This window comes from Psychrobacter sp. KH172YL61 (assembly GCF_007182895.1).
Taxonomy (GTDB): domain Bacteria; phylum Pseudomonadota; class Gammaproteobacteria; order Pseudomonadales; family Moraxellaceae; genus Psychrobacter; species Psychrobacter pacificensis.
On sequence record NZ_AP019516.1, the window covers coordinates 1984107 to 2007226 of the forward strand.

The 23120-nt window shown below is 43.4% G+C and carries 17 protein-coding genes, 1 tRNA gene and 7 pseudogenes; 12 read left to right on the plus strand and 13 right to left on the minus strand.

Annotation, left to right across the window (positions count from 1 at the left end; all coding sequences use genetic code 11):
- Position 1 precedes the first annotated feature (1 nt).
- The 6 genes and pseudogenes from gspI to tsaA all read right to left on the minus strand — a co-directional run bounded on the left by gspI (position 2) and on the right by tsaA (position 6079).
- On the minus strand, positions 2–505 hold the full coding sequence (gene gspI / locus PKHYL_RS10480) for a type II secretion system minor pseudopilin GspI (protein ID WP_227517161.1): 504 nt from the start codon (positions 503–505) through the stop codon (positions 2–4).
- Entirely contained in the window at positions 505–1194 is a 690-nt protein-coding gene (locus tag PKHYL_RS10485; RefSeq protein WP_240365096.1) for a prepilin-type N-terminal cleavage/methylation domain-containing protein, read from the minus strand. Before PKHYL_RS10485 ends, gspI begins: the two co-directional genes overlap by 1 nt.
- A gap of 303 nt (positions 1195–1497) precedes the next feature.
- The gene (locus tag PKHYL_RS10490) at positions 1498–2181 is read right to left on the minus strand and encodes a TetR/AcrR family transcriptional regulator (protein WP_071001302.1); all 684 of its coding nucleotides are present in this window, start codon (positions 2179–2181) and stop codon (positions 1498–1500) included.
- Between the two features lie 234 nt (positions 2182–2415).
- Positions 2416–3204, minus strand: a pseudogene (locus tag PKHYL_RS10495) (TatD family hydrolase).
- A gap of 174 nt (positions 3205–3378) precedes the next feature.
- A pseudogene (locus PKHYL_RS10500) lies at positions 3379–5163 on the minus strand (GspE/PulE family protein).
- 58 nt (positions 5164–5221) lie between these two features.
- Positions 5222–6079 carry a tRNA (N6-threonylcarbamoyladenosine(37)-N6)-methyltransferase TrmO gene (tsaA, locus tag PKHYL_RS10505; RefSeq protein WP_071001299.1) on the minus strand — a complete coding sequence of 286 codons (858 nt, stop codon included), beginning with the start codon at positions 6077–6079 and terminating at the stop codon, positions 5222–5224.
- Between the two features lie 427 nt (positions 6080–6506).
- Between tsaA and PKHYL_RS10510 the strand changes: the two genes are divergently transcribed.
- Positions 6507–7295 carry a ferredoxin--NADP reductase gene (locus tag PKHYL_RS10510; protein ID WP_240365097.1) on the plus strand — a complete coding sequence of 263 codons (789 nt, stop codon included), beginning with the start codon at positions 6507–6509 and terminating at the stop codon, positions 7293–7295.
- Positions 7296–7419: 124 nt separating this feature from the next.
- A tRNA-Leu gene (locus PKHYL_RS10515) sits at positions 7420–7506 on the plus strand.
- Positions 7507–7618: 112 nt separating this feature from the next.
- On the opposite strand, the gene PKHYL_RS10520 is transcribed toward PKHYL_RS10515, so the two are convergent.
- A complete protein-coding gene (locus PKHYL_RS10520; RefSeq protein WP_240365098.1) occupies positions 7619–7828 on the minus strand; it encodes a hypothetical protein in 210 nt (69 codons plus the stop codon).
- A 508-nt stretch (positions 7829–8336) separates the two neighbouring features.
- Between PKHYL_RS10520 and dinB the strand changes: the two genes are divergently transcribed.
- The 10 genes and pseudogenes from dinB to infA all read left to right on the plus strand — a co-directional run bounded on the left by dinB (position 8337) and on the right by infA (position 16924).
- Entirely contained in the window at positions 8337–9422 is a 1086-nt protein-coding gene (dinB, locus tag PKHYL_RS10525) for a DNA polymerase IV (RefSeq protein WP_075107379.1), read from the plus strand.
- Between the two features lie 268 nt (positions 9423–9690).
- A pseudogene (gene queA / locus PKHYL_RS10530) lies at positions 9691–10815 on the plus strand (tRNA preQ1(34) S-adenosylmethionine ribosyltransferase-isomerase QueA).
- Positions 10816–10953: 138 nt separating this feature from the next.
- Positions 10954–12024: a type IV pilus assembly protein FimV gene (locus PKHYL_RS10535; RefSeq protein ID WP_240365099.1), complete on the plus strand. Its 1071-nt coding sequence runs from the start codon at positions 10954–10956 to the stop codon at positions 12022–12024.
- A gap of 23 nt (positions 12025–12047) precedes the next feature.
- Positions 12048–12386 carry a type IV pilus assembly protein FimV gene (locus PKHYL_RS10540; RefSeq protein WP_240365100.1) on the plus strand — a complete coding sequence of 113 codons (339 nt, stop codon included), beginning with the start codon at positions 12048–12050 and terminating at the stop codon, positions 12384–12386.
- The gene (locus PKHYL_RS10545; RefSeq protein WP_240365101.1) at positions 12316–12678 is read left to right on the plus strand and encodes a hypothetical protein; all 363 of its coding nucleotides are present in this window, start codon (positions 12316–12318) and stop codon (positions 12676–12678) included. The genes PKHYL_RS10540 and PKHYL_RS10545 overlap by 71 nt, the downstream gene beginning before the upstream one ends.
- An 88-nt stretch (positions 12679–12766) precedes the next feature.
- Positions 12767–14449: a FimV/HubP family polar landmark protein gene (locus PKHYL_RS10550; protein WP_071001293.1), complete on the plus strand. Its 1683-nt coding sequence runs from the start codon at positions 12767–12769 to the stop codon at positions 14447–14449.
- Positions 14450–14634: 185 nt separating this feature from the next.
- Complete coding sequence (locus PKHYL_RS10555) at positions 14635–15222, plus strand: asparaginase domain-containing protein (RefSeq protein WP_240365102.1); 588 nt, start codon at positions 14635–14637, stop codon at positions 15220–15222.
- Positions 15171–15707 (plus strand): hypothetical protein, encoded by a 537-nt coding sequence (locus PKHYL_RS10560; RefSeq protein ID WP_240365103.1) that lies wholly within the window; start codon positions 15171–15173, stop codon positions 15705–15707. Before PKHYL_RS10555 ends, PKHYL_RS10560 begins: the two co-directional genes overlap by 52 nt.
- Before the next feature lie 43 nt (positions 15708–15750).
- Positions 15751–16591 (plus strand): annotated as a pseudogene (gene truA, locus PKHYL_RS10565) (tRNA pseudouridine(38-40) synthase TruA).
- Positions 16592–16702: 111 nt separating this feature from the next.
- The gene (gene infA / locus PKHYL_RS10570; RefSeq protein WP_021814850.1) at positions 16703–16924 is read left to right on the plus strand and encodes a translation initiation factor IF-1; all 222 of its coding nucleotides are present in this window, start codon (positions 16703–16705) and stop codon (positions 16922–16924) included.
- Positions 16925–17180: 256 nt separating this feature from the next.
- On the opposite strand, the gene PKHYL_RS17650 is transcribed toward infA, so the two are convergent.
- From PKHYL_RS17650 to leuC, 6 genes and pseudogenes are all read right to left on the minus strand, one after another.
- Positions 17181–17345, minus strand: a complete 165-nt coding sequence (locus tag PKHYL_RS17650) for a L,D-transpeptidase (RefSeq protein ID WP_269778159.1) — start codon at positions 17343–17345, stop codon at positions 17181–17183.
- Positions 17346–17446: 101 nt separating this feature from the next.
- A pseudogene (locus PKHYL_RS10575) lies at positions 17447–18445 on the minus strand (peptidoglycan-binding protein); the annotation flags it as partial.
- Positions 18446–18739: 294 nt separating this feature from the next.
- Positions 18740–19843, minus strand: coding sequence for a 3-isopropylmalate dehydrogenase (leuB, locus tag PKHYL_RS10580; RefSeq protein ID WP_071001290.1), 1104 nt, complete (start codon positions 19841–19843; stop codon positions 18740–18742).
- Between the two features lie 39 nt (positions 19844–19882).
- The gene (locus PKHYL_RS10585; protein WP_240365104.1) at positions 19883–20545 is read right to left on the minus strand and encodes a hypothetical protein; all 663 of its coding nucleotides are present in this window, start codon (positions 20543–20545) and stop codon (positions 19883–19885) included.
- A gap of 210 nt (positions 20546–20755) precedes the next feature.
- Positions 20756–21404, minus strand: a pseudogene (gene leuD / locus PKHYL_RS10590) (3-isopropylmalate dehydratase small subunit).
- A 141-nt stretch (positions 21405–21545) separates the two neighbouring features.
- Positions 21546–22961 (minus strand): annotated as a pseudogene (gene leuC / locus PKHYL_RS10595) (3-isopropylmalate dehydratase large subunit).
- Positions 22962–23120: the final 159 nt, after the last annotated feature.

Consider the following 23120-nt stretch of genomic DNA (forward strand, 5'->3'; position numbering starts at 1 on the left):
CTCACAAGCCGCCCCCTGCTTGTCCGATACTACTTTCACTACTTAAATCTAAACTGCCTGTATCTTGGTCGGCATTGCTTAGCATGACACTAATATCAGTGACCGACGTGCCTGCCTGTCCGTCTATGATAGGCGCCACTGCGATATTTACTTGTTTTAGTGCAGGTGTGATGGCATCACCGACAGTCATGACTATTTGCCAGTCACGCCCTTGAGCATTAATCGTTTGGGTACGGTTGGCGGTCAACCATGTGTCTTGAATACGCAAATCAGCAGCGGCATTTTGTGCGACAAAATGAGCAAGCGTGCGGGTGCGCAATATATCAACCGATTTCAAATACGCACTGCTAGCACGGCTCGCCGCGACGGCCACTACTGCCAGAATGGCTAAGGCAACCATTACCTCAATCAAGGTAAAACCACTCTCGCGCCCAGACTTAAGTGATATAGATTTGAGAGACGTAGGCTGAGCCTTCGTCGCCGAATATTTGGACAACTTATTCACTATAATCCCTGCCCTATCATCATACTACCATCGGGCATTATCGTAATCACCTCACCCACCAGACGCGAATCGTGAATTACTTCGATGTTGACAGGCGTCGCTTGGCCCGTACCAAACCATAGTACCTGCGGCACGCTTTGATCACTAAACCAAGGCTGTAGCGTTTGCGTCTGTCCTGTACTCGTTGAATTACTAGCATCCAAGCTCTGCACTCTGATACTCACGCCAGCGGGCAGCTCAGGCAAGCTAACCTCTGATTCAACCTCCCAGCTCGGTGTTGGCTGAGTCTCTCCAGTAGAGTCTGACAGACTGCTCAAATCAGCAGACAGCTCCATTGCGTTCTTTGGCTGGTTGTCCCTGTTACCTACTGAAATATCAGCCGTTTGATAGGCAATATAAGGATTCGATAAGGTAACGATTACAGGCGCTACCTGTCCCTGCTTATCTGCCTGCAAACGTAAGCCCATCGGCTGCATACGCTCAACTGATAGCAAACGGACGTAGCTCAGCGAATCAGTGAAGTGTTCATAAAAGGCGCGGTTTTTGCGAGAGTCACTACTGCCGACAGACAGACTCATCATGCCGGCAAATATAGATAGAATCACCACCACTACCACGATTTCAACCAGCGTAAAACCACTTTGCTTATGACTGCTTATTGATGAGGGTATGTTGTGAGGGACATGCATTACTTGATAGAGAGAGACAACTACAATCAGACGATGTAGCTAAAATACCAAAGCGATTTGGACAAGGCGATTGACCGACGATGGCTAAAGGGCAATTGGCTGCTGAGCTGGACTGAGTCTTGACAGTGACCGGCATATTGCACCTATAAGCCTGTAATTCAGTTTTGTATATAGGGGTGATAACGTTCATTTTTATGAACGCTAAGAAAGATACATTGAAAGATACATTTTGACGTGCTGCCATATCAGGTATGACAACACGTAACACTAAATAATCAATGACATCGAAAATCAGTCGACATTCTAATAATTGGTATTGCGATGCTCTTCTGATTCAGTATCGATCTGCTCTACTAATTCTTGCATATCCTCATCCATCACCTCTTCATCTTCGGCAGGATAATGACTCGGCAATTCTAGCATTTGCTGAACAAAGGCGTAGCGCAAGGTATCACGTCGACCCAAATAACGCTGATAAAAGCTTGAGTTTAGTAGACCCGCACCGCCTTGACCCATCGCCCAAATAGAAGATAAATAATCGCGAGTACTCAGACTACTATGCTCGTCTTTCAGATAAGCACTGATAATATCAATCAAGCGCTTCATACGCTGGCGACGAATATCATACAACTCGCCAAATAAGCGATTCAGACCAGTGACCGATGCTGCCAGACGCTCTTCGATTTGATTCAATAGCATGGCTTTTTGTGGATTAAATAGCTGCTGAAGAATCATGCGGGCAACGCCTGCCGAGGGACAGTCATCAATACGGTTGATATCAAATAGCTGCTCTTCGTAGCGGATAATAATACGCAGATAAAGCTCATCTTTGCTAGAAAAATGCTTATATAGCGTGCCTTTAGCCAAGTCGAGCTGATCTGCCAAACTGTCCAAAGTAATATCACCATCGCCTGACTCAAGTAGCAATTGCTCTGCCATCGCTAAGATATTTTCTTCTCGTGCCTTAAACTGATGCTGACGACTCATAATCTCTCCTAAAACATGACAAGATTAAGCATACAACCATCATTTACGGCAGTACATCGGCAATGAAAGTATGAGACTGTACCAAGACTGCTCGAGGACCACAAAAGGGAATATGCTTATGTTTGCTAAATAGTCATTGATAATCAGGTGGCTATATTTAGTGTGATACATACCTAAGGGGATTGAACCACAAGACTATCAAATAAATGACTGAGTGGTCATAGCATAACCATTTTAATGATACTGTGCCAGTAAATTTTCAAAGTTTTTTGCCGTCAGTGCACCGACTTCCTCGCTACTACATCCATACATGTCTGCGATACAGTTTGCCACGTAGGGAACATATGCAGGCTCGTTTGGTCTACCGCGTTTGGGGACTGGCGCCAAGTATGGACTGTCAGTTTCAATAAGTATTCTGTCTCTCGGCATTTTTTGAGCTGCATCCTTGATGTCTTGCGCGCTCTTAAAGCTCACGATACCTGAGAATGAGATATAAAACCCTAGATCTAGCGCACGCTTCGCCGTCTCCCAATCTTCAGTAAAACAATGAATGATGCCATGCTCCGCACCTTCACTTTTTAGAATATCAATCGTGTCTTCTTTGGCATCACGCATATGGATGACGAGTGGCTTTTTTAGTTGCTGACTGGCATGAATATGACGCGCAAGGCTGGCTTGCTGCGCTTTTTGTTTTCTGTTGACCAGTAATAATCGAGTCCTGTCTCTCCAATTGCCCACACATGATCCGCTTTGGCCGTTTCTATCAGACGCTCGACTGTCGCTGATTGTAATATACCAATGTCTTCACAAGGGATGAATACCGACGCTCATCCCTAGGTTTAAAGTCTCATCATTATAAGTGCTGACAATATCAGCAATCTCATCATATTCAGCAAAATCACACATGATCGCCATCGCGCGAGTGACATTAGCCGTTTTCATGGCGTCAATCGCGCCAGCCAGTTGGCCATCATATTTGGTTAGATCTAAGCGGTTAAGGTGGCAATGTGTATCTGTAAACATAAATAATCTCGTTATTGGAACAATATCAGTAAAAGTTATTGGAATTTAACATTCGTTAGTGTGTTGATTGCTCTAAAGACTTATATTTTCAAGTCGAGAAAATATCGCTATAGTCAAACACAGCAATATTTAGGTGTGGCTATTGTTGATAATCTGGTTTGTAAATACCTCATACTAATGTAGCGGCACCACACGCATCACCTCTTCTATCGTCGTCACCCCTTCACTCACGCGTTTTGCACCAGAGACACGTAAGGGTTGCACCCCTTCGCGGTATGCCTGTTGCTTAAGTACGTCTAAATTGGCATCGGCAGCGACCAATTTTTTTAACTCATTAGAGAGCGGCATAATCTCATAGAGTCCGACTCGTCCTTGATAGCCAGTATGTCGACAGTGCTCGCAGCCTTGCGCGGTATAAATCTGTGTGGGTACTGGCGCGCGCCAAGGCTGAACAAGCTCTTGCCACTGAATGGCTATTTCGCTGTCCGGCGTCACCTCTACTGCTTTTTTTGCAGTGCGGACATAGCGTCCGTAACAGGCGCTGTGCCATGACCCCTAATATAGTCGCTGAGGTCAAAAAGGCTGAATACCCAGATCGTGCAAGCGCGTAATAGAACTTGGTGCGTCATTGGTATGCAAGGTCGAGAGCACCAAATGCCCCGTCAGTGAGGCTTGTACTGCCATATTTGCTGTTTCTGCATCCCGTATCTCCCCAACCATAATGATGTCAGGATCCTGACGCATCAGGGAGCGAATACCATCCGCAAAGTACAAATCGACACCTGGATTGACCTGCATTTGGTTAAAGGCAGGCTCGATCATCTCAATGGGGTCTTCAATCGTACAAACATTCACCTGCTCAGTGGCTAGCTGCTTGAGCGTGCTATAAAGGGTGGTGGTTTTACCTGATCCGGTTGGGCCCGTGACCAAAATAATGCCGTTGGGATTTGCGGTCAGCTCATGCCACGTCTCAAGCTGCTTACCCGACAGACCAAGCTGCGCGAACGAGCGTACGAGCACTTCAGGGTCAAAGACTCGCATGACCAGCTTTTCACCAAAGGCAGTGGGCATGGTAGAGACGTAGCTCAGTCTCTAGCCCTTTCGGCGTACGCGTTTTTAGTCGACCATCTTGCGGCTTACGTTTTTCTGCAACGTTCAGACGCCCTAAGATTTTGATACGTGCCGTCACTGCCACGATAATCGCGAGTGGCATCTCGTACACAGTATGCAGCACGCCATCAATACGAAAACGCACTTTTCCTGTCTCACGGCGCGGCTCCAAATGGATATCACTGGCACGCTGCTCAAAAGCATATTGTAAGAGCCAATCAACGACTCTGACGATATGCTGGTCATTGGCATCAGGGTTGGTGTTGTCACCCAATTGCAGCAATGCTTCGACATTAGTAACATCAGCCGCAGCACGTTTGTGAACACTATTTGCCCCTGCTATTGCTTGCGTGACTTGATAGAACTCTTGGCGGTAGCGATTGATTTGCTCAGGATTGATATAGACCGTGCGATAGCTTTTGACTTGATTAGCTTTTCGATATTTGAGTGCCAATCGGTATAAAAAGGTTGATCTGTCCCGATGACCACTTCATCTAAAGTGACCTCAATGGGCAAAATATACTGTGAGCGTGCATATTCAAAAGACATCAGCTGCGTCACTGCCGGGACGTCAACTTTTAATGGATCAATACGAACGAGTGGCATGTCTGCTTTGGCCGCTAGCCACTGATTTAGCCATGCCAGCGTCAACTTATTATCAGAGTTACCATCTAGGGCATGGCCATTGGGCAAGCCAAACTCACTAATCGTCAGCAATGGATGCTGCGCTTTGTTTCGGCGGCTGGTGATTACCAAATTATAGCCACGTTGATCGATGACTTTATCTGCCAATAATTCATCTAGGCACCAGCGTAAATCAATCACTATCGAATAATTCTGAGCAGCCATATTTTTCTTCTTTTATTGTTTGGGGTACGTTGACAAACATGCTATCGATTCATATCACTTATATTGCCACTACCGCTGTTATTTGCAACTGTCCTGAGTCTATCAGCCAAAAGCTCACATCAACAGACTTATAGCGCATGATAAATGAGGTTTTTTTCTCTCTGCGGCGGTATGCAGGCCTTGGATCTTGCGCAATTAGCGCTTTGATAGCATCGATATCAGAGATTAGCAATTGACTTTGTATGTGCTCGACCATCGAAGCAACTGTAGCACTTTTCGGCACACTCTTTATAGAGCTATGGCTTGCATCATTATTACTGACTTCAGCAGGCTCTGCTACGCTTGCTAGCAGCATAAATTGTTCGTAAGCCGCCTCTGTTATGACCACATCTAGCAATGTTGGCGCAATCGGTGCAAATCCACTTTTTGCATCTAGAAGCACGTCGCTATAAGCTACGTACGGCTTTATATCGATAATTGGCGTGCCATCTATCATATCAGCACCCTTGATGATAAGTAGTACGCGACCTTGTACTATCTCAATACGCTCAAGTTTGACAACGGACAGTCCCAGTTCTGATGGACGATACATACTGCGACTGGCAAATACGCCTATCTTTTGGTTGCCACCCAGTCTTGGTGGCCGCACTTGCGCTCGAAAGCCATTATTGGCTTGTTGATTGTCTTTATCTCGATAATTATGATGAAACTGCCAACTGATCCATATATGGCTAAAGTCTTCTAAACCCTCAAACGCGGCTGGCGTATCGTAGGGCGCTAGCATTTCAATGGCACTGATCAGCGCGACCAAATTCGGCTGACGCGGCGCCCCAAATTTTTGTGAAAGCGGCGCACGATGGTAGCCAATGATTGGGGCGTGGTGAGAGTTATCTAAAGACATATTGTCATCAGACATAGCGCGGCTCCAGTAATAAAAAACGGTTCTTTTTAGACAATTTGGCCAAATGATACAAAATTACTCACTAACGATATTCCATTTTATCATGCTGGTGGGTAGCAGCTAGACGGATTTTTACTTTAAAGTTTGATATCATGTGCAAGAAATTTTTTGATGAGAGTCTTTTACATTTGGCTTATCTGTAACTCCTCTTATCAATACTGATGATTTAACATGCAAGAAAAATAGTCTACAGCCCTATCGGCTGATAGATAAACCTGATTATTGAATTTTACGGTAGGTACGTTTTAACATTCAGCTTTTTCGATAACTATTAGAATACTGATAGGTTTTTATATTTTTTAATCTATCATTGAAAATTTTGATTTAATACGTATTTAAGCCTAACGACAGCGATAACCACTTATTAATTAACGAGGACTTTATGTCAAAACTTCGCACCGAAACGGTCACAGAGGTTCATCATTGGAATGACTCTCTATTTAGCATTAAAACCACTCGTGACGATGGCCTACGCTTTCGTAATGGCGAATTTGCGATGATTGGTCTTGTTGTCGATGGTAGACCACTGCTACGTGCTTACTCGATTGCTAGTCCTAACTACGAAGAGCATTTAGAGTTTTTCTCCATCAAAGTTCAAGACGGCCCTTTAACCTCACGTTTGCAGCACATCAAAGTCGGCGATGAGCTATTGGTCAGCAAAAAACCAACAGGTACGTTGGTATTAGATGATTTATTACCTGGCAAACATTTATACATGCTCTCAACAGGTACCGGACTTGCCCCTTTCTTGGCATTGGCACGTGACCCTGAAGTATATGATCGTTTTGACAAAGTTATTTTGGTTCATGGTGTCCGCCACGTTGATGATTTGGCTTATCGCGATATGTTCGAAAATGAGCTACCGAATGATGAAATCTTTGGTGAATGGTTCCGCGAAAAGTTCATCTACTACCCGACTGTCACTCGTGAAGAGTTTAGAAACCAAGGCCGAGTCACAGACTTGATGAAGTCTGGCAAATTATTCGAAGACATCGGTTTGCCTCCAATGAATAAAGACGACGACCGCGTCATGTTATGTGGCAGCATGCCATTCAACGCCGAAGTGTCAGCCATTCTAGATGATTTTGGTCTGACTGTATCACCGCGCATGGGTGTGCAAGCAGATTACGCAGTTGAACGTGCCTTTGTAGGGATAAAAATGTTGAATTGATCGAAAATTATTTTAAATAAGTCTTGACGACCAAAAATAGGCTGCTATAATACGCAGCCTATACAGAGTTAACCCTGTAGCCCAATTCGATAATATTTATTTAATAGACATTATCTTCTAACATGCCAGTGTGATGGAATTGGTAGACATGACGGATTCAAAATCCGTTGCCTTTAAAAGCGTGTCGGTTCGAGTCCGACCACTGGTACCATATAGCAGTACAATCTAACCTCCCTTTTCGGAGGTTTTTTTGTGTCTGTTACTTTTATATCTGTGAATTCTTTGTTTACATCGCTACTTCAGATTCTCTAACAACACTTATCTTAATCGGTACGGCATAGCTCCATGGCATGCCAGCACTGCAATAAAAAAGACCCATTACGAAACGACACAATATACGCGGTAAAGTCATTACCACAATGATCCATCATAGCTTGCTCGTCGCTGTCATCGCAAACTGCACACCATACTCGTTTTTCGCCGCGTGCTAGCATTGCCCGTGTTAAATCACTCCCTTTCAATTCGTTATTCATTTTCTGCTCCTTGGTCGTTCTGAACTCTCTAGCAACGATATTTTTTTAAAGAGCTAATCTACCAGTACTCAATGCACAAGTTTGGTATGAGCGCTACAAACAACGTCTTTTTACAGTACTAAAAATATATGAGGCGTTAACTACTCTTGTTACCGTACCTATTACTGTGAATACTTATAGTTTAAAACTTTAATCTGCCAACTATAATAGATGTCCATCAAATTTATGATGAATGGCAGCTCTATTAAGATAGACGGTTTATTAAAATAAAATAACTTACCAAACCTCTTAATAAAAGATGCTGATAGAAAACAACTGTTCGCTAACATTAGCATAAGGTTTATAAAGTTGTCTTGTTTGCTGTACATAACATTACAATATATTCAATTACCAATATATATCAATAGTTAAATATTATTGCGGTTTAGTCAAAAATTTACGGAAAAGCTACTTTGGTCTCTAACAATTGATAATAGAAAAAGCCATTAATTCAGGTAAAATATTGAATATGACAGACTCTATTCAATTGAACTCCCGTAAAATCATTCATATCGATATGGATGCTTTTTATGCCAGTGTGGAGCAGCGTGACTTTCCTGAACTACGTGGTAAGCCATTGGTGGTTGGTGGTGATCCTAATGGTCGAGGTGTGGTTGCCGCTGCCAGTTATGAGGTGCGTCAATTCGGTGTACGCTCTGCAATGTCATGCTATGAAGCTCGCAAACGTTGCCCAGAAGTGATATTTGTAAGACCGCGTTTCGAGGTTTATCGAGCGGTCAGTAGTGATATTCGCCGCATTATGCATAGTTTAACGCCCCATGTGGAGCCGCTATCATTAGATGAAGCGTATCTTGATGTCACAGGGTTATCTGTACACAAAGGCTCAGCGACATTAATGGCCAATTGGTTACGTGCGCAGATATTGGAATATACAGGATTGACTGCGTCTGCTGGCGTGTCATTTAATAAAATGCTCGCCAAGATTGCCTCTGACATCAATAAGCCTAACGGTACAGCCATCATCACGCCAAAAGAGGCAGATCACTTTATTAGCACGCTACCCATTGAGCGGTTTCATGGCATAGGCAAAGCAACGGCAAAGCGCTTACATGCGATGGGTGTGAGTAATGGCGCTGATCTTCGGCGTACACCAGCTGCCGTATTGGTACAAGAATTTGGTAAACGTGGTCAGTTTTATCATGATATTGCTCATGGCCGCGATGCGCGCCCTGTAAAGTCTGAACGCACGCACAAGTCTGTTGGTTCAGAGACCACATTCAAAGATAATCTAAATGATGATGACGCGCTACTCACCCAAATATATGAGCAAAACGCCGATGCCTTTAATCAAATGCACCAAAAGCAGTTAGTCGCTCATACCATTACTCTAAAAATCAAATATTCAGACTTTACTCAAATCACTCGCTCACACACGCTTTCTACGACGTTTGATAGCGCTGAGTCTGCACATTATTGGCTAGACAAGCTATTCTTGGATATTCCACGTCAGCTGCCTATTCGGCTAGTTGGTGTGACTTTTTCTTCGTTAGCACCTGCCGCTCAGTTACTGCCTCAACTAAATCTATTCGAATAAATTAGTCTACAACTGATAAAAACTTCTTTTAAAAACTTCTTTGTAATTTGACATAGCCTATAATATTTACTTAGGCTATTTATAGGTTTGAAGCATATCTTATACATGATTACTGCTGAGCAAAGTATCCTCTCACAAAGGTATTTCTGCTACAATTGTGCCAAAATCCCTATCCATTTAAAGACTGATTATGACCGACTCTCACATTGACTCTACTGATACTGACGCGCCAACTGATACCGACAAAAACAACGACGTCTTAGATTATCTGAGCGTTGAAGATTATGACTATGAGCTGCCAGACAGTCTGATTGCACGCTACCCATTAGCGCAGCGCTCTGCTTCAAAACTTCTATACTTGCCAGCTCGTACTCAAATAAATGACACTCGTGTAGAAGATCGTTTGTTTTCTGAGTTGCCTCACTTATTAGAGGCTGGAGATCTGATTGTCTTTAATGATACCAAGGTGATGAAAGCACGCTTATTTGGTCAAAAGGATACTGGCGGTAAGCTTGAAGTACTGATTGAACGCCTAGTCGATATCTCGGACTTGGATGAAGTGCCACTGCATCTAAAAAGACACCAATGATGAAGCAGTTAATCAAGAGCATATTGCCCTTTGCCATGTAAAAGCCAGCAAAGCGCTCAAGCTTGGTCAACGCTTACAACTTGCCGATGGTCATATGAGCGCTACGATGATTGGTCGCCAAGACAACTTATTCATTTTGGCGTTTGATGCGCCGATATTGCCGCATCTAGAGCTTTATGGTGAACTGCCTATCCCGCCCTACTTTGAGCGCCATGCTGATGACACTGACAACACTCGTTATCAAACCGTTTTTCATGATCCTGCCAAGCTCGCCAGCGTGGCTGCACCAACGGCAAGCTTACACTTCGATGAATCCGTACTGAGCAAGCTTGACGAGAAAGGTATCAATACCGCTTTTGTCACATTGCACGTTGGGGCGGGTACTTTTGCTCCCGTCAAAACAGATAACCTACTCAATCACACCATGCATAGTGAATACGCGCATTTGCCGCAGACCACGGCAAACCTCATCAATCAAACGCACGCGAATGGTAAAAAGGTTATTGCGATTGGTACCACAGTGACGCGTGTTCTCGAAACGGCTTATCAAAAAACTGCCATTGACGGTCAGGCACTCTCTAGTTGGTCAGGCGATACAGATATATTTATTTACCCTGGGTTCAAATTCGGCGTTATCGATCGGTTATTGACCAATTTCCACTTACCTAAATCGACACTACTAATGCTAGTATCAGCATTCGCAGGTAAGGCATCTATTGAACACGCCTATCAACATGCTATCGAAAACAGTATCGATTCTTTAGTTATGGCGATGCCATGCTACTAGATAAAAAAGCTCAGTGAACACTACAAAGACACTTTGTGCATTGGACACAACAGTTGTGAAATAAACTGGTAAACTAAACGGTATTTTGTTATAACAGCAAAGACAACTTATTTATACTAAAGGGCTGCTCATGTCTTGTCATCTATCCTCGTCGCTTGACTACTGTACATCGCGCGGTATCGATGGCACTATTTTGTTCTGTAGGGTCCGCCGTGTTAGTGCCGAGCGTACAAGCAGCAACCATTGGTAAGACGGTGGTCACTTCGGCCCAGCATGAGCCTTTAGTAGCGAGCATCGTCGTCAGTAACATTCAATCAGCTGACTTTTCTGCCAGTTTGGCAAACTCGACCATTTACCAGCAAATGGGGTTGACCTCGACTGACTCTATGAGGGTACGCTTTCAGCCTACTTCGGCGACCAGCGGTCAAGTTTTTATTACCACATCACAGCCTGTGTCTAAGCCTTTTGCTGATGTCGTTTTAGCGATTAATGATAATGGTCGGCAAAATATGGTACCAAAAACGCTACTGATGCCATTAAAAGATAGTGTACCTATCAATACTGGTAAGAATATCGCCACAGGTGCCAAGAAGCCAAATTTGCCTAGCGTTTCTGTAAGTAATGCCATGCCTTTGACGGTCAGAAAAGGCGCGCCGCCGCCACTGATGTCGGCCCCTGCTATATCCTCGCCCAAGTTATCAAAACCAAGCAAATCAGCGACTGAATTGTTGGCTTCTACATCACCAGCACCTAATATTCAGGCGCCAACAGTGACGGCTATCTCACAGGTCAACAGTCTTACCTATACACCTAGCCGTCTCAATAATGGTCGCTTAAACAGCAATGCTGACATAAAAAATAATACCGGTCATTCAACTGCTATTGGTAACAGCCAAAGCTCGGTGAACACTTCGGATAACAGTGGATTAAGTGTAGCAAGTAGTAGTAGCGGTACCATGACACCTGATGATAAAGGCGGTACTGAGGCGCGCACTCATAACAACGTAGTTGCGGCAGATAAGCCAAGTACTGACAAGCAGCTTGATATCCTAAACATACAAGTGACGCGCCAAATACAACCAAGCAGTAAAGCAGACTCTGACCTCATGGCAAGCTCACCTGTCAAAGCAACAACCCCTAAAGCGAGAGATGACTCAAAAGTGCAATCGACTCAGACAATCGTGTTATCGCCGCAGCTCAAGGCAGTAATATACCTGCTAATATAGCATCACCTGTACCATCCAAAACTATGAATAATCCAAGTACAGCTAGCAATAAAGTAACGAGGAATGCAACAACTCAGTATCAGGTGCAACGCAATGATAGTTTGTGGATGATCGCGCAGCAGATCGCACGTGAAAACAACCTAGACACGTCGACTGTAATGAAACAAATTCAGTCACAGAACCCTGATGCTTTTATTAATCAAGATGCTGACCAACTAAAAGCAGATGCTAAGCTTCGCTTACCTAGCTACGATGTTATACCGTCACAGCAAAGCTTAGAAGCAGCCATTAGTGCTCAAAGACAATATAGCCGCCGAGCGAATACACCTGTGCCAAAAAAAGCCAGCGCAAAAGACGTCTAAAAAACCAGCTGATGTCTCTCAAGCCGCAAGTGTCTCTACAAAACCAACCACTAAGACCCAGACACTACCGCAAGCACAGTTTTCTGTCCTTGCCCCTGGTCATGATGGTAATGCAGATGGCACTCAGGCGAAATCAGCGGCAGATAAAGGCAATGGTCTAAGCACCGATATATTAGCAGCGCTAAAAGCATCAAGACAAGAGACTGCCTCACAAGCTCAGCGCTTGTCAAAACCAGCAGCGCGCTGGACAACTATACGAAAAAGCTTCAATTACAAAATCAAAACTGGCTGAGCTACAAGCTCGTCTCAAAAAACTACGCAATCAATAATTGCCTAACGGATCAACGCACGATGCTGTGATCTTAGGAGTAGGAATAACTATGGACAATATGCTATATATCATCGCTGGATTGGTGCTTATCCTGTTAGTCGCTGTTTTTTTATTGCGCAAAAATAAAGCACAAAACCAAAGTGTACAACCACCTGCAAGCTCAGTAAAAAATACCGCTGCACCAGCATCAAAAACGGATTATGGCACTGCTGCCCAAACCAATCAAAATGATAGCAATAAGTTCGATCATATTACGATTGCCCAGCGTTTCATGGATCAACAGCGCTACGACAAAGCCATTGAAACGATCAATCGTGGACTAAACGAAAAGCCTAATGACAGTCAGTTATCTATTAAGCTATTGAGCATATACGCTACGCTAGATCAGCCAGAAAACTTTCATGATGTCTATAACCGCATTAAAATGCATAACGATGCCAAAACCATTACGCTTGCTGATGAATTAAAAGATTTATACATTGGAGAGCAAAGCCCAGTAGCCGCACCAGAAGTGGTAACAGACGAGGCAACAACAGAAAACAATCAAGATGGTTTTGATAGTCTAGATTTCGATTTATCTACTACTAATCAAGCCGATGATACCGCTAACATATCTGATCGTCCTGTTATTGAAGATAATAACGATTTAGTAATAGACAAACCTATCGATAGCCCAGTGTTTTCAGGTGAGCCTACTGAAAACGTAGACGATAGCTTTGATCTGACGCTCAGTGACTTAGAAGATGATTTCAATGAGTCAAATGCTACTGATGAGACTCCTGTTACATCATTGGCCACGGATGATGATAGCCTTTATATTTCTACAAGCGACCATACTAATACCATCGAAAATAACGAGGCCAAGAATGATGAGGTCATAGAAGACAACGACCTTAGTGACTTTGAGTTCGATTTTGAATCACCTGCAGAAAACACTTTAATTGAAAATTCTGACGTATCAGATGTTCAAGACAGTGAAAGCGAAGCATTAGTATTAGAAGACGACTTCATCTTAGATTTTGATGATTTAGCAGCCGATGCAGATAAAGATGCTTCTGTTAATAAAAATGAAGAAGAAGCTTCTAGCAATGCTGTCCAAAACATTGAAGATGACTTTACTTTATCTTTAGACGATCTGGACGAATCAGACGATATTGATGCCGTTAACACTTTCGCGATTAATGAGCCATCTACTACTGACGTAAGTAACGATATTGATGGCTTTGTTTTGGAAGATATTGACTTTGAAAACGCTGATAATGACAGTAGTACTCTCGAAGATGATAGCGTTGCAAACTTAAGTTTTGAAGAACAACTGATCAACGATGACACCGACATTGATGCTTTTGAAGCATCAGATACTACGCCAGTTACGTCGTTAAGATTTGATGATGACACGCCTATAGCTGATGACTTCGATATCATAGAAACTGACTCTTTATTAGATTCTTCCGTAGCGACTCCCCCAGCCTCTACCGTTGCACCAGCAGAACCTGAAACAGATATCAGTCATGAAGCGGTTGAATCAGCAGAAGATTTTTCATCGCGCTTTGCCGCAGATTTTGACTTTGTAAAATCATTAGATAGCAATCAAGTGACGCTAGATTTAGCCAATCAGTATTTACAATTAGGCGAATATGACAGTGCCAAACGTTTGCTTAATGAAGTGATCGCTCAGGGTAATAGTGAGCAGAAACAACAAGCACAACTATTACTTGAGCGCACAGCATAATCAGTCGTTTAGATGCCTATCAGCAAGTATCTCTTATTATCGGAGGCTTGCTGATTTTTTGCATTTAATTCTGATACTATCTATTACTGACCTCTCAACCTGTCACTAATAAACGCTCTGGCGCTTCTTTTTTCATAATTGTTTACTGTGTTGATACTATGCCATCTTCTTTTATGACCAAAACTATGTCTGACCCCATTCAATTAATCTATGCTGGTGGTACCTTTGGTAGCTATGGCAAACCTCTAGCGCCGCTATCGGCAGATATCTTTTACCTACGCTACAAAAAACTATTGGCTGAGCAAGGCAATACGACTGGTTCACCAGAAATTTCATGGCTAGACAACACGCTGATCAAAGACAGTAGCCAGCTTACGCCAGTTGATTTTGTACATTTTTATCAGCTATTACTGAATGCTTATAATCAAGGTAATAAACGCTTTGTCCTGATTAGTGGCACTGACACGTTGAGTTATTTAGGTGCATTTTTAGCAGAAGCGTTTGCCGGTAGCGATATTTGTATTGTGGTCACTGGAAGTATGCGGCCGTTATTAGATAGTGAAGTGATTCACTCCTACGATATCGATGCTCATAGCGACGCTTGGGGCAACCTTAACGACTCATTGAAGCTAGCTGCGGCTGGTGAATCAGGTGTCAAGATCAGCTTTGGCGGTGAATCGTGGCCTGCACAAACGGTGCAAAAATTCACAGTCATGACCTTATGGCATTTACTGGTCACTCTCGAGCAGCGTATCCAGCCAACAGTTATATAAAAAATCTCTCAGATACCCGTAGGCAGCATTGGCTTGATGATCAGCAAGACTTACTACCCAATATCAAAGCAAGTGCTGATCAGGCCAAAATCCATGCTTTATACTGCTTACCTAATGATGTTCAGGTGCTCAATGATCAACTACAAGCGTTATTATCACAGCCGTCTTGTGGCATTATCCTATTAGGATTTGGCGCGGGGAATATTCCCTATTCGACTGCACTAGCAAAGACGCTTGATTTGGTTCACGAGCATGGACACATGGTGATATCTGCCAGTCAATGTCCGTTTGGCGGTGTGAGCGACAGCTACGCGGCAGGCAGTTGGCAATATGACTACCACGTTATTGCTGGTGGACGCTTAACCATCCCTGCTATTTATGCACGGTTGTTATGGTTGCTACTGCGCTATGACAGTCCAGCAAGGCGCCGACAGCGCTGGTTGAATAATGTCAGTCAGCCTGGCACAAGCATCAAAAAGCGATAAATGCTCCTTAATTAATTCCGACTTTATAAGCTTAGAAACCAAAATGTCTAAGATTGAAACTATCGAACCTGAACGTTCACCAACCTATACTTTGGCGATTGCGATTGAGTTTTTGGGTACGCACTATCATGGTTGGCAGCGGCAACGAGAAGTGCTGGGTGTACAAGAAGCACTAGAAACCGCTATCGGCAAGGTCGCCAATGAATCCGTCGAAGTCATCGCCGCTGGACGTACTGATGCCAGTGTCCATGCCAGCAATATGATTGCTCATTTTACCACGCATGCGTATCGCCCTACTCATAACTGGTTACGCGGTGTCAATAGCCTACTGCCTGACGATATTGCTTTGCGCTGGATTCAACCGATGCCAGCTGACTTCCATGCGCGTTTTGGTGCGATTGCTCGTCGTTATCGTTATATCACCCTTAATCAAGCGCAGCGCCCTGCGATACTCAATCATCAGGTTACCCATATCTATGAGCCTTTAGACCTAGCAGCGATGCAAAAGGCAGCTGCCGATATCGTTGGTACTCACAATTTTAGCAGCTACCGTGCGGCAGCCTGTCAATCCAATCAGCCAGTACGTACCGTCAGTCATGCCGACCTTTTCGCTCATGGTCAGTTTATAGTGTTCGATATACAGGCAGATGGATTTTTGCATCACATGGTTCGTAACTTGATGGGTACGCTATACGCGATTGGCAGACATGAGTTAGAGCCAGCAGACTTTTTAAACATTTTGAGCAAAGAGGATCGAACAATTGCGCCGCCTACGGCCCTCAGGGGGATGGCTTGTATTTCATCAATGCCTATTATCCTGAGCATTTCCAGCGACTATTGCCGCAGGCACCCTCACACCGATTTGGTTAAACTTACCTGACTAAATTAGCATACATATCACTTACATGCTGTCAAGTCAAAACCAGGTTCTGTATTGCTTTAATCCGCTAACTTACGTATAATATGGGCTTATTTTTAATTGATTGATACAAATTATGGCAAAAGACGATATTATCGAATTTGAAGGCGAAGTCATTGATACCCTTCCTAACACTTTGTTCAAGGTTCGTTTAGAAAACGGACACGAAATCATTGCACACATCTCAGGTAAGATGCGTAAGCACTATATTCGTATCTTGACAGGTGATAAAGTTAAGGTTGAAATGACCCCTTATGACCTATCTAAAGGTCGTATTACTTACCGTGGTAAAAACTAAATACTCGCCAACTCATATGGTTATAAAAGTATTTATAAAAATACAGCCAATAACCAAATAGCTACTTTATCGCTGATAGCTGATATAGACGCTTGAGTGGTTTGACTGATAATAATAATGAAAACGCTAACCTGCTCATTATTGCCTATCACTGTTTTAGCTATTTCGTGTTTGCTGTTTGTTTTACCATAAAAAATACCGCTAAATTTCAGCGGTATTTTTTTGTCTGCGTTTTATGAAATAATTAAACGATGAGTTATTTGAACTCGACAGTGGCATCGTTCTTGATAACACCTAATAGGCTCAGTGCATCCCAGTTAGTGAGGCGAACACAACCTGCTGATGCCTGACGACTGATACGTTCAGGATCGGGTGATCCATGAATGCCATACGATGGTTTGCTAAGGCCAATCCATACCACACCAACGGGATTGTTAGGGCCTGGCGGGATAATAGATTTTTGCCATTATCGCTAGTATAGGTGTAATTTGGCTCGTGAATTTTGACTTTGACTTTATGCGTACCCGTTGGTGAAGGTGTTGCTGTGCTACCTACTGTGGTTGGATAGCTGGCAACCAGATTGTCACTGTCATCGTATGCATATAGGGTTTGCGTGTCTTTATCAGCGACCACTCGGCTCACTGGTGTTGTATTAGGGTTACCTGGGTTATAGACAATGATGGTTTCGCCACTTTTAAAGCTGGCATTGGGGTTAAGCGATTTGAGATAATCACGACTGATATGAAATTTTTCGCCCAAGGCTTCAAGGACGCTTTCATAATACATACCATCTAGCTTGGCCTTGGCTTCAGCACTAGCAGGAATTTGGGTAGTTTTGACATTCACATCAGCATCTGTCAGCTGATAACTGACCAATACAGGCTGTGAAGTAAGCGTAGAATTCTTAGTTAATGCTTGCCACGTCTCTTCATTGACCGCTTCAGTTACTGGTAATCCTTGAGCCTTTTGAAAAGCTTGCATGGCTTTACGCGTGTTTTTGCCCCAATAGCCATCCACTGCACCCACACCACTATGATTCCAGTTCAGTAGCGCTTGTAATTTGGTAGCAACATTACGATCAATTTTGGTATCAGCTTTCCATGTTGCTTCATTTACCTTTTTAGCAGTTTCTGATAGATTTTCTGTACTGTATTCAATTTTGGTTAGTAATTCATTTAGCGAATTTGCGGCTTTGCTATTACCCTCTATTTGCTGACTAACACCGTTGGTTACTGGACTAATATCGTTACTATCAGTCATCGTGCTGTCCATCGTATCAGCATCGATACTGTTGCTATTAGTTTGGTTACTAGTAGATTGGTTGCTACTAGTACTCATCTTTGCTTCGGTTCCTGCATGGTTATTATTATCTGTTGTAGTACCTGTCATACCACTATTAGGCGACTTGCTGTCATTAGCCGTTTGTGCGCTATTATTAGCATTGCTACTACAACCTATTAATAATGCGGACGTTGTACCCATCGCTATAACAAGGCTGCTAACCTTAAGTAATTGAGACATAAAAAAACTCCCCTAAATAGTTACCATATATCAAAAATATCGAAAAATTTATTATAAAAATATATTGCCATAGTCTTGCCACTATTCCCTAACAGCTTTATGTTAATAACCGACTCTTCCTACTGTGCATTTGTTAAGAGAGTGAACAAACACACTGATCCGTTTACAATAAGGCATGACTCAATATCATATAACAGAAAAAACCCATAAATTGCTCAGCAACTTATGGGTATAAAATGAACGAGATTAAACTGTAAAAACTACCTTAAAATGGTCTACATTAGATTAGCTGACTTATACCAGTTTAGCCAATACCGCTTGCCCCATCTCTTGACAGCCCACTTGCTTGAGTCCAGCTTCACTGCTGTCTAAAATATCAAGCGTACGCAGACCATCATCAAGCACATCACTGACTGCTTGCTCGATCGCTTGTGCGGCTTCCTCTTGCTTAAAGGTATAACGCAGCATCATAGCGACAGACAAAATAGTGGCCAATGGATTGGCTTTATCTTGCCCAGCGATATCAGGCGCAGAACCATGACATGGCTCATACATACCTTTGCCATCCTCATCCAAGCTCGCTGATGGCAGCATACCAATAGAACCGGTCAACATTGCCGCTTCATCAGATAAGATATCACCAAACATATTGCCTGTTACCATGACATCAAACTGCTTAGGATCTTTGATCAACTGCATACAAGCATTGTCAGCATACATATGGGATAACGCCACATCGCTATACTCTGCTTGCTGCATCTGAATCATTGTTTGTTTCCACAGCTCAGTCACTTCTAAGACGTTGGCTTTGTCTACTGAACATACCTTGGCAGCTGTACCTGCGGCTTGGGCACGGGTTTTTGCTAACTCAAAAGCAACTTTACCGATACGCTGAATCTCACTGGTGCTATACACCATCGTGTTATAGCCTTGCTGCTCACCATTTTCTAGTGTGCGAATACCACGTGGCTCGCCAAAATAAATGCCACCCGTCAGTTCGCGAACAATCAGCAAATCTAAACCAGATATAATTTCAGGCTTGATACTTGACGCATTGGCTAGCTGCGGATAAAGCTTTGCCACACGTAAATTGGCAAACAAACCCAGCTCACCACGGATTTTAAGCAGACCGCGCTCAGGGCGCTTACTACGTTCAATCGTATCCCATTTAGGGCCGCCGACAGCGCCTAATAATACAGCATCTGCTGCACGTGCACGCGCTAATGTTTCATCAGGTAAAGGCTCACCTGTGGCATCAATAGCCACACCACCAATCAATCCAGACTCTAATGTCAAATCAAGTGAAAACTTCTCATTGACGGCTTTGAGCACGTCGATGGCTTGAGTCATGATTTCAGGGCCAATACCATCGCCCGCTAATGTTAAAATCGTTGCCATACTAATCCTTTTGGATATATTTTTATCAATTAATTTTTATTACGCTGTGGTCGTTTTAGGTTTAGATGCTGACGTCACTGCTTTGACCATGCCTGTCTCTACAAACTCACCTTGGTGCTCAGACTCTAACTGTTTACAGAATCGGCGCTGCACCTTATTACCTTGTAATAGATCAATACATAAAGGCTCAGGCGACGCTGTATCCAACAAACTGCCAGATTTTTCACTACTTTTCTTTTGATAAGCACGTAACTTGTAAGTACCTGCGTCCGCAAAATCATGAATCATCGCAAAACGCTCAACGTATCCCATGTTATTCTCTGGATAAAAATTGACATGGACTTCACGTTTTGCAGGCATCACCCGTGCATAATAGTTGGTCAACCCTGGCATACCAGATGCGGCTAATGGCAATATCTTTATAGAGTTTTTACTCATGAGCGGTGTCATCTCTATGCTCATTTGGGGCGTTGCAGTACCTTTATAACTTGGTAAAGCCTCTACAATCTGAGGATTAACTGGCTCATGATTATCAGGAGAAATAACCAGTGTCTTATCTATTTGCACGATTTCACAGTGGTAAGTACCCACGCACGCGATATTTACTTCGCCAGCAACGGGTTGGATCTTACCTACCCACGCTTTCGCACTTTCTGCCTCATCTATTTTTTGATAGCCCGTCAATAGCTGGCAGCCTGACAAAAATAAGCTTGCAGCAACAATCGTACTTGTCGATAGAGCATAACGTTTTTATTCATAATGGCGGCTACTGTTTATCAGAAAGATAATTTATAAGGAAGATAATAAAATGTGTCAAAACTACCCTTCATTTTAGCCAGTTCACCGCCATAACTCAACGATGCGTTGCGACTGGCCAGCAGTTTTGTGAGCAAGGCATCATAAAATCCTTACCTAAGCGCGTACGTCGTTAAAGATCCACGGCGTTTTTGCATCATTTTATGCTCGTAGTCTTTGATAGCATCGCTTTGCTGCAAGGTTAAACCGATATCATCTAGCCCATTTAACAAGCAATGTTTGCGAAAAGCATCCACTTCAAAACATACTCTTCGCCTGTTGGCGTGATGACTACCTGACGCTCAAGATCTGCCGTCAGCTCATAGCCTTCATTAGCAACAGTCGCCTTCATTAAAGTATCCACAATTGCTTCATCTAGTACAATCGGTAACATGCCATTTTTAAAGCAGTTATTGTAAAAGATATCAGCAAAGCTTGGTGCGATAACCGTACGAAAGCCATACTCAGAAAGTGCCCAAGGTGCATGCTCACGACTAGAGCCACAGCCAAAGTTTCTGCGTGCTAGCAATATAGTAGCGCCTTGATAACGGGGTTTATTCAATACAAAGTCTGGATTGATAACACGTGTGCTGGGGTCTTGGCCTGGATATCCTTCATCAAGATAGCGCCAATCATCAAATAAATTCACGCCAAAGCCTGTACGTTTAATAGACTTCAAAAACTGTTTTGCGATAATTTGATCGGTATCGACGTTTGCGCGATCAAGTGGGCAAACGATACCGGTTTGGGTGTTATAAGCTTGCATAAAATTTCCTATCAATTATATTTTTGCTGGTTGACGATCTTGATAAGCATATTAAACAGTAAATAAATTTTTACCGTTTTGACATCATGCTCATATATTTATCGTTGATATAAGCATGATGTCAGCTACTTATTATCAGTCTTAAAACGTACGAACGTCTACAAAATGACCTGCCAACGCTGCTGCAGCTGCCATTGCTGGACTGACCAAATGCGTACGACCACCATTACCCTGACGACCTTCGAAATTACGATTAGACGTCGATGCACAATGCTCTTGCGGCTCAAGTTTGTCTGCATTCATGGCAAGACACATTGAACAACCGGCTCGCGCCATTCAAAACCAGCTTCGGTAAACAAAGCATCTAAACCTTCAGCCTCTGCTTGTAGTTTTACTTGTCCAGAACCTGCAACAACGATGGCTTCTTTGATATTATCAGCCACTTTGCGTCCTTTGATCACTGCTGCAGCGTCCCGCAAATCTTCGATACGCGAATTGGTACATGAGCCAATAAATATACGATCAAGCTGAATGTCCGTGATTTTCTGACCAGCTTCTAGACCCATATAGGTATATGCGCGTAACCAACCCTCTTTTGGGCTTCATCAATGGCTTGGTCAGGTGTTGGTACCGATTGGGTGATATCAACGACCATCTCAGGCGAGGTACCCCAAGATACTTGCGGTGCTATTTGGCTACCATCGATCTCAACCACGGTATCAAATACTGCGTCATCATCTGAATATAATGTACGCCAGTAGGCTTCAGCTTGTGGCCACTGTGACTCGTTTGGCGCGTACGGGCGACCTTTAACATAGTCTATCGTCGTATCATCAACGGCAACCATACCCACGCGAGCACCAGCCTCAATTGCCATGTTACAGACAGTCATACGACCTTCCATACTCATGTCTTCAAACACTTGACCTGCAAATTCAATCGCATGTCCAGTTCCGCCTGCCGTACCGATCTTCGCAATAATGGCGAGCACGACGTCTTTTGAGGTCACGCCCGCACCAAGTTGACCAGTGACGCGGATTTGCATATTTTTGATTTCTTTTGGATCAAGCACTGCGTTGCCAATACGTGCTCAACTTCAGAGGTGCCGATACCATGTGCTAAGCAACCAAGTGCGCCATGTGTCGCTGTGTGCGAATCACCACAAACAACGGTCATACCTGGCAACACAAGACCTTGCTCAGGACCAACGACATGCAAAATTCCTTGACGCGCATCGTTGATTGTAAATTCTGCGATATCAAATTTGGTGCAGTTCTCATCCAATGTGACAACCTGCAGACGTGATACCTTGTCTTTAATACCAGTGACACCTGCTGAGCGCTCTTTGGTGACTGTTGGCACATTGTGATCAGGACTGGCGATATTGGCAGACAAACGCCATGGTGCTCTATTGGCAAGCTCCAATCCTTCAAACGCTTGTGGACTCGTCACTTCATGCAACAGATGGCGATCGATATAAATTAAGCTCGAACCGTCGTCACGCTTGGTGACTTCATGAGCATTCCAAAGTTTGTCATATAAAGTTTGACCGGCCATGATGCTATCCTTTATTAATTACTACTGACTTGATTTTCGCTTGCTCACCTGTTGGCAAGCTAAGGTTCTGTTTGTTCAATTAACGATTAGATTTATCTATAATGTCGTATTTAACTGCATGATAGCTCTTTATGATTTGTGTGAGAGCATCATTTTGCA

Excerpts from the sequence above, each read along its gene's own strand:
- PKHYL_RS10485 (WP_240365096.1), bottom strand. The coding sequence starts at position 1,194 with ATGCATGTCCCTCACAACATACCCTCATCAATAAGCAGTCATAAGCAA.
- PKHYL_RS10490 (WP_071001302.1), bottom strand. The coding sequence starts at position 2,181 with ATGAGTCGTCAGCATCAGTTTAAGGCACGAGAAGAAAATATCTTAGCG.
- tsaA (WP_071001299.1), bottom strand. The coding sequence starts at position 6,079 with ATGTCTGATGACAATATGTCTTTAGATAACTCTCACCACGCCCCAATC.
- PKHYL_RS10510 (WP_240365097.1), top strand. The coding sequence starts at position 6,507 with ATGTCAAAACTTCGCACCGAAACGGTCACAGAGGTTCATCATTGGAAT.
- PKHYL_RS10520 (WP_240365098.1), bottom strand. The coding sequence starts at position 7,828 with ATGAATAACGAATTGAAAGGGAGTGATTTAACACGGGCAATGCTAGCA.
- dinB (WP_075107379.1), top strand. The coding sequence starts at position 8,337 with ATGACAGACTCTATTCAATTGAACTCCCGTAAAATCATTCATATCGAT.
- PKHYL_RS10540 (WP_240365100.1), top strand. The coding sequence starts at position 12,048 with ATGAATAATCCAAGTACAGCTAGCAATAAAGTAACGAGGAATGCAACA.
- PKHYL_RS10550 (WP_071001293.1), top strand. The coding sequence starts at position 12,767 with ATGGACAATATGCTATATATCATCGCTGGATTGGTGCTTATCCTGTTA.
- PKHYL_RS10555 (WP_240365102.1), top strand. The coding sequence starts at position 14,635 with ATGTCTGACCCCATTCAATTAATCTATGCTGGTGGTACCTTTGGTAGC.
- PKHYL_RS10560 (WP_240365103.1), top strand. The coding sequence starts at position 15,171 with ATGGCATTTACTGGTCACTCTCGAGCAGCGTATCCAGCCAACAGTTAT.
- infA (WP_021814850.1), top strand. The coding sequence starts at position 16,703 with ATGGCAAAAGACGATATTATCGAATTTGAAGGCGAAGTCATTGATACC.
- leuB (WP_071001290.1), bottom strand. The coding sequence starts at position 19,843 with ATGGCAACGATTTTAACATTAGCGGGCGATGGTATTGGCCCTGAAATC.